This window comes from Stutzerimonas stutzeri, from assembly GCF_009789555.1.
In the GTDB taxonomy this organism is placed as follows: Bacteria; Pseudomonadota; Gammaproteobacteria; order Pseudomonadales; family Pseudomonadaceae; genus Stutzerimonas; species Stutzerimonas stutzeri_R.
This window is the reverse complement of the sequence record NZ_CP046902.1, coordinates 377,790-392,466: the sequence shown is the minus strand read 5'-3', so window position 1 is coordinate 392,466 and position 14,677 is coordinate 377,790. Positions and strand designations below refer to the sequence as shown.

Sequence of the window (14,677 nt, the reverse complement as noted above, 5' to 3'; positions counted from 1 at the left end):
ACATGCAAACCAATACCCATTCCATCGATATCTCCGCGCTCGGTCGTGACAAGCGCGCGCTGAGCCTGGACAACGAGTCGGTCGCCATCGAGGTGCCCGACCTGAGTCTGTACTACGGTGAAAAGCAGGCACTGTTCAACGTCAGCATGAACATCCCGCGCCAACGTGTGACCGCCTTCATCGGCCCGTCCGGTTGCGGCAAGTCGACGCTGTTGCGCTGCTTCAACCGGATGAACGATCTGGTCGACGGTTGCCGCATCGAAGGTGCGATCAACCTCGACGGCCATAACATCTACCGCAAGGGCGAAGACGTTGCCGACCTGCGCCGCCGCGTCGGCATGGTATTCCAGAAGCCCAACCCGTTTCCCAAGAGCATCTACGAGAACGTGGTCTACGGCCTGCGCATCCAGGGCATCAAGCAGAAGCGCGTGCTCGACGAAACCGTCGAATGGGCGCTCAAGGGCGCGGCATTGTGGGAAGAGGTCAAGGATCGCCTGCACGAGTCGGCGCTCGGCCTTTCCGGTGGTCAGCAACAGCGTCTGGTGATCGCCCGCACCATCGCCGTACAGCCGGAAGTGCTGTTGCTCGACGAACCCAGCTCGGCGCTCGACCCGATTTCCTCGCTGAAGGTCGAGGAACTGATCTACGAGCTCAAGGCCAAGTACACCATCGTCATCGTCACCCACAACATGCAGCAGGCCGCGCGCGTGTCGGACTACACCGCGTTCATGTACATGGGCAAGCTGATCGAATATGGCGACACCGACACGCTGTTCACCAATCCGGCGAAGAAGCAGACGGAAGACTACATCACCGGCCGCTACGGTTAGTCTGGCCATGTCGGAGACACTCCGCCAAAGCCCAGACGGGCTTGCGTGGCATTCAATCTACCTGGGTGCGCTGCGCACCAGCGCCGCCTAGCGGCAGCCTCCTCGGAGCGACACGATGATCAGCAAAGACAGCCACACCCAACACATTTCCCAGCAGTTCAACGCCGAGCTGGAAGAGGTGCGCAGTCACCTCCTGGCCATGGGCGGCCTGGTGGAGAAGCAGGTCAATGACGCGGTGACCGCGCTGATCGAGGCCGACTCCGGGCTGGCGCAGCAGGTTCGCGAAGTCGATGACCAGATCAACCACATGGAGCGTGACATCGACGAGGAATGCATTCGCATTCTCGCCCGGCGCCAGCCGGCGGCGTCCGATCTGCGCCTGATCATCAGCATCTCCAAGTCGGTGATCGATCTCGAGCGGATAGGCGACGAAGCGACCAAGATCGCCCGTCGCGCCATCGAGCTGTGCGAGGACGGCGAGTCGCCGCGCGGCTATGTCGAGGTGCGCCATATCGGCGATCAGGTGCGTCGCATGGTGCAGGAATCGCTGGATGCCTTCGCCCGCTTCGACGCCGAGCTGGCATTGTCGGTGGCGCAGTACGACAAGACCGTCGATCGCGAATACAAGACGGCGCTGCGTGAGCTGGTCACCTACATGATGGAAGACCCGCGCTCGATCTCTCGCGTACTCAGCGTGATCTGGGTGCTGCGCTCGCTCGAACGGATCGGCGACCACGCGCGCAACATCGCTGAAATGGTCATCTACCTGGTGAACGGCACCGACGTGCGCCACCTGGGCCTGACACGCATGGCCGAGGAAGTCGCCAGCAAGCGTGATTGACGCGGCGGGCCGTGGCTGAAGCTGAGCATTGCCCCTCTCACCCTGGAGGGGCGGTGGCTGGCTAGCTGCGCTGCAGGCGGTCGACCAGCTCGATGAGCTGTTGCTGCCGTTCGCTCTGCTCCAGGCGCGCGCCGGGGTTCAGCGAGGACCACTGCGGGTGGGCGCGGCAACGGTGCAGGGCTTCGGGAAGTTTGCCTTCGCGCCAGGTCTTGTCGTCCGGCGTATCGAGACGGATGGCGTCCATGGCGGCATGTCCGCGGGCGGCGAGGGCAGCCAGCAGTTGCCGTTGGCGCAGGGCGAGCAGGCGCAGTACGGCGTCGTCCACGGTCAGTTCGCGCTGGCCCTTGAGTTTGCCCAGCAGACGATTGCCATAGTGCCGCGCGGTTTGCGCGCCGCCTCCGGCGATGGCGCCAAGCAAGGCCGCCGCGCCAAGCGTGATGCCGCCGACCATCAGGTCGACACCGGCGCCCGCTGCGGCACCCGCCGCCATGCCGCCACCGATCTTCACGCCCAGTTCCTTCAGCGTTTCGGGATTGAACAGGTCGTCGCCCCAGCGACCGTCGAGCAGCGGCAGGTCCGCTGCGGCTGCATCCTGCGCGCGGAAGCCGTAAAGGCGTAGCAAGGCCTCGACACAGCGTTGCTCGCGCGCACGTACCGCATCGTGCAGTTCGCGAATGGCGCCGCGTTCGAGTTCGGGTTGCGCGGCGACGCTGCGGCGGCAGGCGGCGACATCGATCAGCAGCTCGGCGATCAACCGGTTGCCTTCATTCATTCGGGCCGCGGCCTGGGCTTCATGGTCGTCGATCAGCCGCTGCAGTTTCGGCCGTGCCTGTTCCAACAGCAATGCCAGACTCTCGTATAGCCGCCGTTCGCCATCGATCGGCGGTGCCACGCTGTCGTAGCGCACCAGCGCATGCAGGCCCAGCCGCGCCAGCGCCTCGCGCCACTGCTCTTCACGGTGACCGGGCTGCGCAACGAAGTTGAGTACCGGCAGCAGCGGCTTGCCGCACCCGGCGAGCACCGCCAGTTCATCCTTGTATTTGGCCAGCACCGGCTCGCGGGCGTCGATGACATAGAGCCCGGCATCGCTGGCCAGCAGTTGCCGCAGGACCTTGGCCTCCTGCTCGAAACGCTGGCGTGCCTCGCTGCCGGCGAGAAAGCGGCTGGTCCGTGCCGGGCCGTCGAGGCGTTCACCAGGGCGTTCGATGCGTTCCAGGTGGTCGAGTAGCGCAATGGCATCTTCCAGGCCGGGCGTGTCGTACAGTTCCAGCAGCGGCTCGCCATCCACCGACAGGCGCGCGCCCTCGACGTGGCGGGTGGTGCTGGGCCGATGCGACACCTCGCCGAAGCCGACGTCGCGTGTGAGGGTGCGCATCAAGGAGGTCTTGCCGACGTTGGTATGGCCCACCAGGGCGAGCTTGAGCGGTGCGCTCATGGGTGTTCTCCGGCAATTGGCGGCCAGGCCGCGCGCAGCCCGCTGGCCGCTACGGCAGGCGGCTTACGCGCGCCGGCGGGGGGCGACTGTCCGAGGAGGGTTGCGCAATCACGGTCAGTCATGTCCGGTCTCCAACCAGGTCAAGGGTGCGCTGCTCGAATGGGCGAGGCCGAGGGCGTCCAGCGCCTGATGCCAATCCTGCAGGCGGCCGCTGTCCAGCGCTTGCCCAGCCGGTGCCTGTAGCAGCCAGACACGGCTGCTGGCCGCGCACCGGCTCAACTCGCCGATCAGCGCCAGCGTGCCACGGTCGGGCGAGCGGCGTGGGTCGCAGGCGATGGCCAGGCGTTGTGGCGGGAAGCGGGTCAGCTGGTCCAGCAGACGACGGCGTTGCTCGCGGTCGTCCAGCACGCCGGCATCGGCTACGCCTGCAGGCAATTTCACCGGCCAGGTTCGGTCCTGCTCCAGTTCGATGCCGACCAGGACCGCACCTTCGGTGCCATCGAGCTTTGCGCCAAGGGTCGGCGCCTGGAGCTGCGCGGGCGCGGCATCATTGATACCGAGACGCTCGCTGGGTGGCTGTAAGCGCTCGCGTAGCAGGCGGTAGGCAGGCAGTCGTAGATCCAGGCGGAGCTGGCCGCGACCGCGCCGCCAGCGCCACAGGCACCATAGCGTCAGCAGCAGGCGCGGCAGCACGCCGTAGATCAGCACCACGCCGACCAGCCAACCCGCCCAACTCTGCCGGGCGCCTTCGTAATCGCTGAGCAGGGCTCCGCTGGCGCGGATCTGTTCGATGTCCGGCACGCTGAAACCGAGCAGCGATGGCAGTGTGCCGAGCGCCTGGGTCAACGCGACGAAGGCGCCTTCGCCGAGGATGGTGGTTTCCCAGACGAAGCCATAACGGCGGGTCGCCAGCAAGGCCAGCATCGTCACCAGCGCGCTGGACATCGCCAACAACCACAGGCCATGCACACCAAACCCCAACAGCCAGCGGCCGAGACGCCGTTGCTGCAATACCGTCAGCAGTGCCGGGGCCAGCTGCACGGCGCGGGCGTCACGTGCGAGCCTTTCGCTGAGCCATAGCCAGAGTCGGCCCAATGCGCCGCCACTGTCGCCGACCAGCAGCAGGCCCAGTAGCCAGCCGAGCAAGGTCAGCAGGTTCAGCCCGAGCAGACTGCCCAATGCCCAGAATGCATTGACCGGACGCTGACCGTCGCCCAGCGCTGCCCAGGCAAGTCCGGCTCCGGTGAACAGTGCGAGCAGTGCCAGTGTCACTCCGGCCAGCTTTGCGCCCTGCAGCCAATGCCGCTGCGCCTCGATCAGCCCGTCGCGGCGCGCCAGCCACAGTGCGCGTCGCTCGATCAGATCGGACAGCTCGCCGCCCTGCGCCCGCGCATGACGACTGGCCTCGTCATCGTCCAGCGGCCCGGCATGCTCTTCGCGCAAGCGTATGGCTTCGGTCAGCCAGAGGCGATCGAAAGGCGTCAGCGAGTTCGGCGAGGTCGGGGGCATACGGGTCTCTTTTGATTCGGCGCGCCGGCCGGTTGCGCCTTAGGGTAACGCAACTGGTCGGCATGCCGGATGCGGCCTAGGCGCCCCGACGCGCTGATGGTGGTTGGACATTGCCAGCACGCCGAAGATCGCCGATGAGCCTTGCGGACGACAGGCGCCCCGGGGCGCCGCGCAGCCCCGTCGCCGCGCGGCTGTCCGGACCGCTTCAACGGGGGCGGATGCGCTCCTGCCAGTAACGGCGGATAGCGAAGAACAGCGAAAGCGCCGTGAGGGCGATGAAGATCCAGGTAATCGGGCCGCGGAAGAAAATCATCGGATCGCCGCGTCCGATCAGCAGCGTGCGCCGCAGGTTGTCTTCGAACATTGGCCCGAGGATGAAGCCGAGCAGGAAGGGCGCAGTGGCGAAGCCGGTACGGTTGAATACGTAGCCAACCACGCCGAAGAACAACATCAGGCCGATGTCGAACACACTGTTGTTGACTGCGAAGGAGCCGTAGACGCAGAACATCAGGACGATTGGCAGCAGGATCGCCTTGGGGATGTCAGCAACCAGCGAGAAATATTTGATCACGCCCTGGCCGACGAACAGCAGCACCGCCGAACTCAGCATGATCCCGCAGAACAGCGCGTAGATCAGCGTGAGGTTCTCCTGGAACAGCACAGGGCCAGGTGTCAGGCCGTGGATCATGAACGCGCCGAGAATGATCGCGGTGATAACGTCGCCGGGAATCCCGAGCGACAACAGCGGGATAAGCGTTGCGCCGGCGACGCCGTTGTTGCCGGACTCCGCCGCGGCAACGCCTTCGAGTTCGCCCTTGCCGAAATTGGCGGCGTTCGGCGAGCGTCGCTTGGCTTCGCTATAGGAAATGAAGGTCGCCGCGGTGGCACCGGTACCGGGGATCGCTCCGATGATCACGCCGATGACCGAGCCGCGCACGATGGTCTTGAGGCTGGATTTGAGTTCCTTGAATGTCAGGCCGGCACCGCTGGTCGCCGCGCGGATGTGCGGCTCCGCTTTCTTCAGGTAGAAGTCGATCACCTCCGGTATGGCGAACAGCCCGATCAGCAGCGGCACGAACGAGACCCGGTCCATCAGGTTGTAGCTGTCGAAGGTCAGCCGCTGGCTACCGTAGACCACGTCCATGCCGATCGATGAGACGATCACCCCGAGGCTCGCGGCAATCAGGCCCTTGATCGCCGACTCGCCCGCAATCGAAATGATGATCGTCAGGGAAAAGCAGATCAGCCAGAAAAACTCGGGCGGGCCAAAATTCAGGGCGATCTTCGCCAGGTAGGAGGCGAACAGGATCAACGCCAGGTTCGACAGCACATCGGCGATGCACGAGGAGTACAGGGCCATCTGCAGCGCCTTCTTGGCCTTGCCTTGCTGGGTCAGCGGATAGCCGTCGAGCAGCGTGCAGGCCGCTGCGGGCGAGCCGGGCGTGTGGATCAGGATGGCGGTGATCGAGCCGCCGTACATTCCGCCCTTGTAAATGCCCACCAGCAACAGGATCGCGGTGACCGGTTCGAGGCTGAAGGTGAACGGCAGGGCCAGGGCGACTGCCATGGTTGCGGTCAGGCCGGGAATGGCGCCGACGACCACGCCGATCAGTACGCCGATGCCGATTGCGACGAAGTTGTCGACGCTCAGGAACAGGCTCAGGACTTCGGAAAAACCTTCCATTCGGTCACTCGCGGATAAGGACGGGTCAGTCCCAGAGCGTGCCCGAAGGCAGCGGGACGTTCAGTACGTGGATGAACAACAGGCTCACCAGCCACGGCAAGGCAACGGCCAGCAGGTACAGCCATGGCTTGCGCACCGGGTGCGCGGCAAACAACAGCAGGGTGCCGAGAATGCCGGCGGCGATGGCGCCCAGCGGCTCGAACAACAGCCAGTACGCGCCCAATCCGGCGATCATCAACAGCCAGCGCCACGCTGGCGCGCTGGCCGTGGCGCTGGCCGTGCGTTCCGGCGGCCGCAGGCAGCCTTCGACGATCAGCGCCAGCGAGAGCACGGCGACCAGCCAGCCGGCGACGCCGGGCAGCCAGCGCGGCGACTGCATGGGGTTCTGGATCATCGGCGCTTCTTCGATGTAGTTGGGTACCAGATAGAAAACGAACACCAGCGCAGCCGACAGCCAGAAGACGCCGAGCAGCGTATTGACGTTGGCCCAGCGCGGACGACCGGTGGCAGCGCTCATGCGGGACCTCCTCTTACTGGAGTTCGGCCTGGCCGGCCACGTGCTGCCAACGCGCCACGTCCTCGGCGACGTAATCGCGGAACGCATCGCCTTGCTGGCTCGCCGCCTCGCCACCGATCTGGGCGGCGAAGTCCTTGAAGCTTTCATCCTCCATGACCTTGCCCAACGCGTCCTGCAAGGTCTGCACAGCCTCGTCTGACATGCTGTCATCGGCGATCAGGCCGAACCAGGCGGTGGTGACGAAATCACCGAGGCCCTGGTCGGCACCGAGTTTCGACAGCGGCTCGACGCCTGGCAGATACGGCGACGGCTCGGCGGAGGTGACCGCCAGCGCCCTGAGCTTGCCGGACTGGATGTGCGAGAGCACGGTCGGCATGTTCTCGAACGACACGTCGACATCGCCGCTGAGCAGGGCCGGCAGCGCCTCGCCGCTGCCGCGGAAGGGGACGTGGGTCATGCGGGTGCCGGTCATGGTCTTGAACAGCTCGCCGGACATATGGATCGAGCTGCCGACGCCGGAAGAACTGAAGGTCATTTCCCTGGTTTTCGCCGCCTCGATGAAGGCCTCGACGCTGTCGTACGGGCTGTTTGCCGGGACGACCATGACGTTGGGAATCTCGATCACGTTGCGGATGAATTTGAAGTCCTTCACCGGATCGTAGGGCAGGTTCTTGTAGATCACCGGACCGATGGTATGTCCGGGCGAGGCCATGGCGATGGTGTGGTCCGCCCCACGACCGCCGCGCGCCAATTGGCCGGTGGCGGTGGTCGACCCAGCGCCGGGGCGGTTCTCGACCACCACGGTGCCGATTTCCTTCTGCAGCAGATCGGCCACCTTGCGCGAGAGCACGTCGGTGGTGCCGCCCGGTGCGTAGGGCACGACGAGACGCACGGTGTCGGTCGGCCATTCGGCAGCCTGAGCGGAGAGGGACAGGAGCGGGAGCGTGGCGCCCAGCATAAGCAGGCGTACGGTACGCTTGAGAGTCAGCGGCATAGAAAATCCCATCTTGTAGTTGTTGTGGCGTCCGGGGAGCGAACGAGCGCCCGGCCCGGCTGGCAAACGGCCATTACCGGTGATGCGGACGTTGTCCACCATAAAGGAAGCCGCCCAGCCGGGCCGTCGTCGAACTCAAATGCTGTTCGATTATCGAACACAACTGTAGCCGTCGTCGGTTGTGGTTTCGACCCGCTTGGGTCAACTTCGACTCCCCGATGCGGATCATTTCAAACAAGGAGGCGCCGGTGGCCGTTCTGCAAGGCATCAAGGTACTGGATTTGACGCGCATCCTGGCGGGGCCGTGGTCGACCATGGCACTGGCCGATCTCGGCGCTGAAGTCTGGAAGATCGAAAGCCCTGAGGGGGGTGACGACACTCGCAGCTGGATGCCGCCGGCCAAGGCGGGTATTTCGACCTACTACCTCAGCGCCAATCGCAGCAAGCAGAGCCTGGCGGTGGACCTGCGCAAGCCGGAAGGCCGCCAACTGATCCTCGACCTGGCGGCGCAGGCCGATGTCGTGGTGGAGAATTTTCTACCGGCGAGCCTGAAGCGCCTCGGGCTGGACTATGCGGCGCTGTCAGCGGTGAACCCACGGTTGATCCACTGCTCGATCACCGGCTACGGTCGTGACAACCCGTTGGAGAACCGTCCGGGCTACGATTTCATCATTCAGGCCGAGAGCGGTTTCATGTCGATTACCGGCGAGAAGGACGGCGAGCCCATGCGCCTGGGGGTTGCGTTCATCGATCTGGTCACCGGCATGAATGCGGTGCAGGGCATCCTCGCCGCGCTGTACGAGCGCGAAAAATCGGGTCTGGGACAGTCGGTGGATATCGCCTTGTCCGACAGTGCGCTGCACTTTCTCGCCAATGTCGCCTCCGGCTACCTCAACACCGGCAAGGTGCCACAGCGCTACGGCAACGCCCACGCCAGCATCGTCCCGTATCAGCTGTTCAATACGGCCGATGGCAGCATCGCGCTGGCGGTGGGCAATGACGAACAGTACCGACGCCTGTGCCTGGACGTGCTGAAGCGACCGGAGCTGTACGCCGACCCACGCTTCACCGAGAACAAAGGGCGCACCGGGCACCGCGAGGTGCTGCTGCCTCTGTTGCAGGAGGCGTTCGCCGGCTGGAACAACGAGGCGTTGATCGCGGCGCTGCGCGCGCAGGGGATACCGGTCGGTGAAGTGAAGGACGTGGCGCAGGCGTTCGACTCGCAGACCGCCCGCTACCGCGATCTTGTGGTCAGCGCCGAGCATCCTGTCGCTGGAGAAGTGCGTATGGTGCGCAGCCCGCTGCGTTTGTCGCGCACGCCGACCGTTGCGCCCAAGGCGCCGCCGTTGCACGGGCAGCACACCGACGGTGTTCTAAAGCGTGTGCTCGGCAAGAGCGATGCCGACCTGGCGGCGCTGCGACAGGCCGGCGCGATTCGCTGACGGCTCAATGCCCCGGCAGGCCCTTGGTGAGCGGGGCGGGTTTTCGGCGACCGGCGCCACTCACTCCAGTTGCGCCTGCCCGGCTACCCGATTCCAGCGCTCGACATCCTGCGCCACATAGTCACGAAAGGCGTCGCCTTCCTGGCTCGCGGGCTCACCGCCAATCTGCGCGACGAAATCCTTGAAACTCGGGTCCTCCATGACTTTGTCCAGCGCGCCCTGGAGTGTCCGAACAGCCTCGTCGGACATGCTGTCATCGGCCACCAGGCCGAACCAGGCGGTGGTGACGAAATCACCGAGGCCCAGCTCGGCGCCAAGTTTCGACAGCGGCTCGACGCCCGGTAGATAAGGCGACGGCTCGGCGGAGGTGACCGCGAGCGCGCGGAGCTTGCCGGACTGGATGTGCGAGAGCACCGCCGGCATGTTTTCGAACGACACGTCCACGTCGCCACTGAGCAGCGCCGGCAGGGCCTCGCCACTGCCGCGGAAGGGGACATGGGTCATGCGGGTGCCGGTCATGGCCTTGAACAGCTCACCGGACATGTGGATCGAGCTGCCGACGCCTGCCGAGCTGAAGGTCATTTCCCTGGTTTTCGCCGCCTCGATGAAGGCCTCGACACTGTCGTACGGGCTGTTTGCCGGGACGACCATGACGTTGGGAATCTCGATCACGTTGCGGATGAATTTGAAGTCCTTCACCGGATCGTAGGGCAGGTTCTTGTAGATCACCGGACCGATGGTATGTCCGGGCGAGGCCATGGCGATGGTGTGGTCCGCCCCACGACCGCCGCGCGCCAATTGGCCGGTGGCGGTGGTCGATCCAGCGCCGGGGCGGTTCTCGACCACCACGGTGCCGATTTCCTTCTGCAGCAGGTCGGCCACCTTGCGCGAGAGCACGTCGGTGGTGCCGCCCGGTGCGTAGGGCACGACGAGACGCACGGTGTCGGTCGGCCATTCGGCAGCCTGGATTGGGGAAGCGAGCGGGAGTGTGGCGCCCAGCAGGAGGGGCAGCAGGCATTTGACGATGGGCTTCATGTTCGTTCCTTTTTGTGGTTGTTCTAGGAATCCGCGGCTGCTGGCAATCGGTCGCGGTCAGCCGCAAAAGCTAATACCTGGCCAAGTGTAGGCGGGTTCCCTGTCAACGAAACCCCGAATGCCTCACGATCACCCGATACGAGCCCCGGCCGCCCAGTGCCGGGCCTCGTATGTCTTATTCGGCGCGCAGGCGCACGGCGATGTCCGGCTGGTCGATGAACAGCCCGTCGATACCCGCGTCGAGGAAGGCCTGGATCTCGGTCTCGATATCGCCGCGATCGGCGGGTGAATCGCCCTTGCGCAGGTTGCTGGGCAGGAAAGCGTTTTCGGCGCGGAAGGTGTAGGGGTGCACTTTGAGCCCTGCGGCGTGTGCGTTCGGCACGAAGTCGGTGGGCTGGCCGAGGTTACCGTTGGCATCGCGTGGAATGATGTAGCTCTTTTCCGGGCCGACGCCGACCGCGTACTGCGAAATCGCCTTGAGGCCTGCAGCGGTCGCCATTTGTGCATAGGTCAGGTCGCTGCCGCGCACCTGCTGATCGTACGGCTGGCCGCCGCCGAACAGCTGCACCAGGCGCAGCTGAGTCAGGCGGCTGAGGGTCTTGAGGTTTTCCACTTCGAACGACTGGATGTACACCGGCGCGTGGCGGCCCGCGTAGCCGTTGCGGTGAAGGATGCGCACCAGCGGCTGCTCCATGTCCAGGCCGAGTGTCTGGAAGTGGGTAGGATGCTTGGTTTCGGGGTACAGACCGATGCGCCTGCGTTCGCTCAGCTGCAGGGTTTTCACCAGATCGATGATTTCCTGCAGGGTCGGAATTTCCAGGCTGCGGTCGAGGCGGGCGTTGCCGGGGCGAATGTCCGGAATGCGCTCGATGGCGCGCAGGGTTTTCAGTTCGGCCAGGGTGAAGTCCTCGCTGAACCAGCCGGTCAGGCTGACCCCATCGACCGTCTGGGTGCGCTTGCGATCAGCGAATTCCGGATGCTGCGACACATCGGTGGTCAGTCCGAGCTCGTTGTCGTGGCGGGCCACCAGCTCGCCGTCGCGGGTCATCACCAGGTCCGGCTCGATGTAGTCGGCACCTTGCAGAATCGCCAGGGCGTAAGCGCCCAGGGTGTGCTCCGGTACGTAGCCGCTGGCGCCGCGGTGGGCGATCACCAGAGGGCTGGGTTCTTTTCGCAGGTCGTGCAGCCTCGCCTCGTGCGCCGTCTGGGGGGACGCGGCGAAGACGGCCATTGGCAGCGACAGGCAGGCGGTAAGCCAATGACGCAGGGTGATGCGGACAGGGCGAGCCATGGAGTCTCTCCTCGATCAATGGAGCCACCAGCCTGGCGGACCTGGATGACGCGCGATTGACGCTTCGGTGGATCGCATGTGACGGTGTGATGATACTGACATTAATCCGGCGCCGCTGACGGCTTGCGGGGCCTCTGATATTCTCGCCGCCATGAGCCAATTCTCCCTTCCCCTTTCGATGATCGCCGCCGTTGCGCGAAACGGCGTCATCGGGCACGACAACGCAATGCCGTGGCACTTGCCGGCGGATCTCAAGCACTTCAAGGCCATGACGCTCGGCAAGCCGATCATCATGGGGCGCAAGACCTGGGACTCGCTCGGCCGGCCGCTGCCGGGCCGTTTGAATCTCGTGGTCAGCCGTCAGCCCGGCCTGCAGCTCGATGGCGCCGAAACCTTCACCAGCCTGGGTGCCGCGCGGGTACGCGCCGAACAGTGGGCGCGTGAGCATGGCGTCGAGGAGCTGATGCTGATCGGTGGGGCGCAGCTCTATACCCAGGCCCTGGATCAGGCACAGCGCCTGTACCTCACGCGGATCGAAGCCGAACCCGATGGCGATGCATTCTTTCCTGCCTTCGACGAAGCTGAATGGCAGCGTATCGACAGTCAGGAGCACCCGTGCGAAGGCGAGGCACCGGCCTATCGCTTCGAGACCTGGCAGCGGCGCTGAACCGAACCGTTACATCGTTCCTTGACCGGCGCCAAGACCGTTGCTGGCGCCGGGCTCTATGCTCGCAACCCGCTCGCCACGAGACGCCTTCATGCATAACGACACGCCGGACGCCGCGCAGGCGGAGACCATGGCCGCGATATTCGTGCGTCATCCGCTTTGGGAGGATGCGCTTGCCCTGCTGCTGGGCACCGCCATGGTCGCGCTGGGTATTGCCTTTTACAGCCATGCGGGGCTGCTGACTGGCGGCACGGTCGGCTTGGCTTTTCTGTTCAAGTACTTTGCCGGTTGGCCTTTCGGTCTGGTGTTTTTTATCATCAATATTCCATTCTACGGGCTGGCTATCTGGCGAATGGGCTGGAGTTTCACCCTGCGCACGGTGATTGCGGTGGGGCTGGTATCGCTGCTGGCTGAACTGACACCGCACTGGATTCGCTTCGCCGAGTTGAACGTCTACTACGCCGCGCTGTTCGGCGGCTTCGCCATGGGTATCGGGCTGCTGATGCTGTTCCGCCACCGCGCCAGTCTGGGCGGGGTGAATATCCTCGCATTGTATTTGCAGGAGCGTTTCGGCCTGCGCGCGGGAACGTTCCAGATGGGCGTCGATGCGCTGATCGTGCTGGCAGCGATATTCATCGTGCCCCCGGAGCAGGTCGTGCTGTCGGTCCTGGGCGCGGTGGCCTTGAATCTGGTGCTGGCGATCAATCATCGCGCTGACCGCTACATGGGCGTCAGCTAGGGTTCAGCCCAGTGTGACCAGTTGCGGACGGGGCTGGCCGTCCACAATGTCCAGCAGCGCCAGGCTGATCGGAAGTTTGAAACGACGGCGCCCGGCACTGCCGGGGTTGAGATAGAGCACGCCATCGACTTCTTCGATCCTCGGCTGGTGCGAATGTCCGGCGATCACCACGTCGATTCCGGCTGCACGCGGGTCCCGATCCAGTTCCTTGAGGTCGTGAAGGACATGGATGTGCAGCCCGCCCAGCTGCAGGTCCAACCGGTCGGGAATCGCGACGGCCCAATCACCCGTGTCGACATTGCCGCGAATCGCCTCCAGCGGGGCGAGTTCACGCAGGGCGTCGAGCACGGCGGGTTTGCCGATATCGCCGGCGTGAATGATCCGTTCGCAGCCCGAGAGGGCCAGGAGAGCTTCCGGCCGTAGCAGCCCGTGGGTATCCGAGATGACGCCGATGCGCATGTTGCCTCCAGTCGTTTGCCTGTGCTCAAGATCCGGGGATCAAGAATAGGGCAGCGGGGACTTGGCCGGCGTTCGATATTGCGGCAGGCTGGCCGCCGCCAACTGAGCAGGAGCGAGTGGATGGAGCGGGTCGATTGCGTTGTCATCGGAGCCGGTGTGGTGGGGCTCGCGGTTGCGCGAGCCATGGCTTTGCAAGGGCGCGAAGTGCTGCTGCTGGAGGCCGAGTCGGCCATCGGGACGGGCACCAGTTCGCGCAACAGCGAAGTCATCCATGCCGGTATCTATTACCCGCAGGGCTCGCTGAAGGCGCGTCTGTGCGTCGCCGGGCGGGATGCGCTGTATGCATTCTGCGAGAGCCACGGGGTGCCGTACCGGCGCTGCGGCAAGCTCATCGTCGCGACCGACGCGTCTCAGTTGGCCGGCCTCGAGGCATTGCAGGCACATGCGCTGGCCAATGGGGTCGATGATCTGCAGCGGCTCGATGGCGATCAGGTAAAGACTCTGGAGCCGTCGCTCCAGGCCGTTGCCGGACTGCTGTCGCCGAGTACCGGCATCGTTGACAGCCATGCGCTGATGCTGGCGCTGCAAGGCGATGCCGAGGCGGCGGGTGCGCTGCTGGCATTGCGCGCGCCGGTGACATCCATCGAGGTCATGGACGCTGGATTGTGTGTTGAGGTTGGCGGCGACGAGCCGATGACCCTGCTCGCGACGACCGTGATCAATTGCGCAGGGCATCACGCGCCGGTGATTGCCGCCCATACGCGGGGGCTGCCTGCCGAGTGGGTGCCGCGGCGCTATTTTGCCAAGGGCAGCTATTTCAGCCTGGCGCCGGCGACGCCCTTCCGGCACCTGATCTATCCGCTGCCCGAACCCGGCGGGCTGGGCGTTCACCTGACGCTGGATCTCGGTGGTCAGGCCCGTTTTGGCCCGGACGTGGAATGGGTGGATGGGTTGGACTATCCGGTCGACGAAACGCGCGCCGAGGGATTCTACGCGGCCATCCGCCGCTATTGGCCGTCGCTGCCGGACGGCGCCCTACAACCGGCCTATACGGGTATCCGACCGAAGATCAGCGGCCCGGGCGAACCGGCTGCGGATTTCCGCATCGACGGCCCGGCGCAGCATGGGATGGCCGGATTGGTGAATCTGTTCGGCATCGAGTCGCCAGGGTTGACTGCTGCCCTGGCGATTGCCGATGAGGTGAGCCAGCGCCTCGAAACCTGAGTGCAACGCT

14 protein-coding genes are annotated in these 14,677 nt (G+C 65.0%); 6 read left to right on the top strand and 8 right to left on the bottom strand.

All coding sequences use genetic code 11. The annotated features are described in order from the left end of the window. Positions 1 to 2: 2 nt before the first annotated feature. Together pstB and phoU are read left to right on the top strand one after the other, a co-directional pair. Positions 3 to 830 carry a phosphate ABC transporter ATP-binding protein PstB gene (gene pstB / locus GQA94_RS01785; RefSeq protein WP_158186453.1) on the top strand — a complete coding sequence of 276 codons (828 nt, stop codon included), beginning with the start codon at positions 3 to 5 and terminating at the stop codon, positions 828 to 830. A gap of 115 nt (positions 831 to 945) precedes the next feature. Then, on the top strand, positions 946 to 1,671 hold the full coding sequence (gene phoU / locus GQA94_RS01780) for a phosphate signaling complex protein PhoU (RefSeq protein ID WP_158186452.1): 726 nt from the start codon (positions 946 to 948) through the stop codon (positions 1,669 to 1,671). Positions 1,672 to 1,732: 61 nt separating this feature from the next. On the opposite strand, the gene GQA94_RS01775 is transcribed toward phoU, so the two are convergent. From GQA94_RS01775 to GQA94_RS01755, 5 genes are all read right to left on the bottom strand, one after another. Further along, positions 1,733 to 3,106, bottom strand: coding sequence for a GTPase/DUF3482 domain-containing protein (locus GQA94_RS01775; RefSeq protein WP_158186451.1), 1,374 nt, complete (start codon positions 3,104 to 3,106; stop codon positions 1,733 to 1,735). A 114-nt stretch (positions 3,107 to 3,220) separates the two neighbouring features. After that, a complete protein-coding gene (locus tag GQA94_RS01770; RefSeq protein WP_158186450.1) occupies positions 3,221 to 4,615 on the bottom strand; it encodes a DUF2868 domain-containing protein in 1,395 nt (464 codons plus the stop codon). A gap of 205 nt (positions 4,616 to 4,820) precedes the next feature. After that, on the bottom strand, positions 4,821 to 6,299 hold the full coding sequence (locus GQA94_RS01765) for a tripartite tricarboxylate transporter permease (protein ID WP_158186449.1): 1,479 nt from the start codon (positions 6,297 to 6,299) through the stop codon (positions 4,821 to 4,823). Positions 6,300 to 6,324: 25 nt separating this feature from the next. Continuing rightward, the gene (locus tag GQA94_RS01760) at positions 6,325 to 6,816 is read right to left on the bottom strand and encodes a tripartite tricarboxylate transporter TctB family protein (RefSeq protein ID WP_158186448.1); all 492 of its coding nucleotides are present in this window, start codon (positions 6,814 to 6,816) and stop codon (positions 6,325 to 6,327) included. Positions 6,817 to 6,829: 13 nt separating this feature from the next. After that, the gene (locus GQA94_RS01755) at positions 6,830 to 7,912 is read right to left on the bottom strand and encodes a Bug family tripartite tricarboxylate transporter substrate binding protein (RefSeq protein WP_233270207.1); all 1,083 of its coding nucleotides are present in this window, start codon (positions 7,910 to 7,912) and stop codon (positions 6,830 to 6,832) included. 146 nt (positions 7,913 to 8,058) lie between these two features. Here GQA94_RS01755 and GQA94_RS01750 point away from each other — a divergent pair, with 146 nt between their 5' ends. After that, the gene (locus GQA94_RS01750; protein WP_158186447.1) at positions 8,059 to 9,252 is read left to right on the top strand and encodes a CaiB/BaiF CoA transferase family protein; all 1,194 of its coding nucleotides are present in this window, start codon (positions 8,059 to 8,061) and stop codon (positions 9,250 to 9,252) included. A gap of 60 nt (positions 9,253 to 9,312) precedes the next feature. Here the strand turns inward: GQA94_RS01750 and GQA94_RS01745 are convergent, their stop codons facing one another. Further along, the gene (locus GQA94_RS01745; RefSeq protein WP_158186446.1) at positions 9,313 to 10,287 is read right to left on the bottom strand and encodes a Bug family tripartite tricarboxylate transporter substrate binding protein; all 975 of its coding nucleotides are present in this window, start codon (positions 10,285 to 10,287) and stop codon (positions 9,313 to 9,315) included. Positions 10,288 to 10,462: 175 nt separating this feature from the next. Beyond that, complete coding sequence (locus GQA94_RS01740) at positions 10,463 to 11,578, bottom strand: glycerophosphodiester phosphodiesterase (protein WP_158186445.1); 1,116 nt, start codon at positions 11,576 to 11,578, stop codon at positions 10,463 to 10,465. A 151-nt stretch (positions 11,579 to 11,729) separates the two neighbouring features. Here GQA94_RS01740 and GQA94_RS01735 point away from each other — a divergent pair, with 151 nt between their 5' ends. Both GQA94_RS01735 and GQA94_RS01730 read left to right on the top strand, forming a co-directional pair. Continuing rightward, on the top strand, positions 11,730 to 12,245 hold the full coding sequence (locus tag GQA94_RS01735) for a dihydrofolate reductase (RefSeq protein WP_158186444.1): 516 nt from the start codon (positions 11,730 to 11,732) through the stop codon (positions 12,243 to 12,245). 91 nt (positions 12,246 to 12,336) lie between these two features. Next, positions 12,337 to 12,984 carry a YitT family protein gene (locus GQA94_RS01730; protein WP_158186443.1) on the top strand — a complete coding sequence of 216 codons (648 nt, stop codon included), beginning with the start codon at positions 12,337 to 12,339 and terminating at the stop codon, positions 12,982 to 12,984. A gap of 3 nt (positions 12,985 to 12,987) precedes the next feature. On the opposite strand, the gene GQA94_RS01725 is transcribed toward GQA94_RS01730, so the two are convergent. After that, positions 12,988 to 13,443 (bottom strand): metallophosphoesterase family protein, encoded by a 456-nt coding sequence (locus GQA94_RS01725; RefSeq protein WP_158186442.1) that lies wholly within the window; start codon positions 13,441 to 13,443, stop codon positions 12,988 to 12,990. A gap of 120 nt (positions 13,444 to 13,563) precedes the next feature. Here GQA94_RS01725 and GQA94_RS01720 point away from each other — a divergent pair, with 120 nt between their 5' ends. Continuing rightward, on the top strand, positions 13,564 to 14,667 hold the full coding sequence (locus GQA94_RS01720; RefSeq protein WP_158186441.1) for an NAD(P)/FAD-dependent oxidoreductase: 1,104 nt from the start codon (positions 13,564 to 13,566) through the stop codon (positions 14,665 to 14,667). Positions 14,668 to 14,677 lie beyond the last annotated feature (10 nt).

Coding starts and splice junctions, on each gene's coding strand:
- pstB (WP_158186453.1), top strand. CDS start 3: ATGCAAACCAATACCCATTCCATCGATATCTCCGCGCTCGGTCGTGAC.
- phoU (WP_158186452.1), top strand. CDS start 946: ATGATCAGCAAAGACAGCCACACCCAACACATTTCCCAGCAGTTCAAC.
- GQA94_RS01775 (WP_158186451.1), bottom strand. CDS start 3,106: ATGAGCGCACCGCTCAAGCTCGCCCTGGTGGGCCATACCAACGTCGGC.
- GQA94_RS01770 (WP_158186450.1), bottom strand. CDS start 4,615: ATGCCCCCGACCTCGCCGAACTCGCTGACGCCTTTCGATCGCCTCTGG.
- GQA94_RS01765 (WP_158186449.1), bottom strand. CDS start 6,299: ATGGAAGGTTTTTCCGAAGTCCTGAGCCTGTTCCTGAGCGTCGACAAC.
- GQA94_RS01760 (WP_158186448.1), bottom strand. CDS start 6,816: ATGAGCGCTGCCACCGGTCGTCCGCGCTGGGCCAACGTCAATACGCTG.
- GQA94_RS01755 (WP_233270207.1), bottom strand. CDS start 7,912: ATGGTGGACAACGTCCGCATCACCGGTAATGGCCGTTTGCCAGCCGGG.
- GQA94_RS01745 (WP_158186446.1), bottom strand. CDS start 10,287: ATGAAGCCCATCGTCAAATGCCTGCTGCCCCTCCTGCTGGGCGCCACA.
- GQA94_RS01740 (WP_158186445.1), bottom strand. CDS start 11,578: ATGGCTCGCCCTGTCCGCATCACCCTGCGTCATTGGCTTACCGCCTGC.
- GQA94_RS01735 (WP_158186444.1), top strand. CDS start 11,730: ATGAGCCAATTCTCCCTTCCCCTTTCGATGATCGCCGCCGTTGCGCGA.
- GQA94_RS01730 (WP_158186443.1), top strand. CDS start 12,337: ATGCATAACGACACGCCGGACGCCGCGCAGGCGGAGACCATGGCCGCG.
- GQA94_RS01725 (WP_158186442.1), bottom strand. CDS start 13,443: ATGCGCATCGGCGTCATCTCGGATACCCACGGGCTGCTACGGCCGGAA.
- GQA94_RS01720 (WP_158186441.1), top strand. CDS start 13,564: ATGGAGCGGGTCGATTGCGTTGTCATCGGAGCCGGTGTGGTGGGGCTC.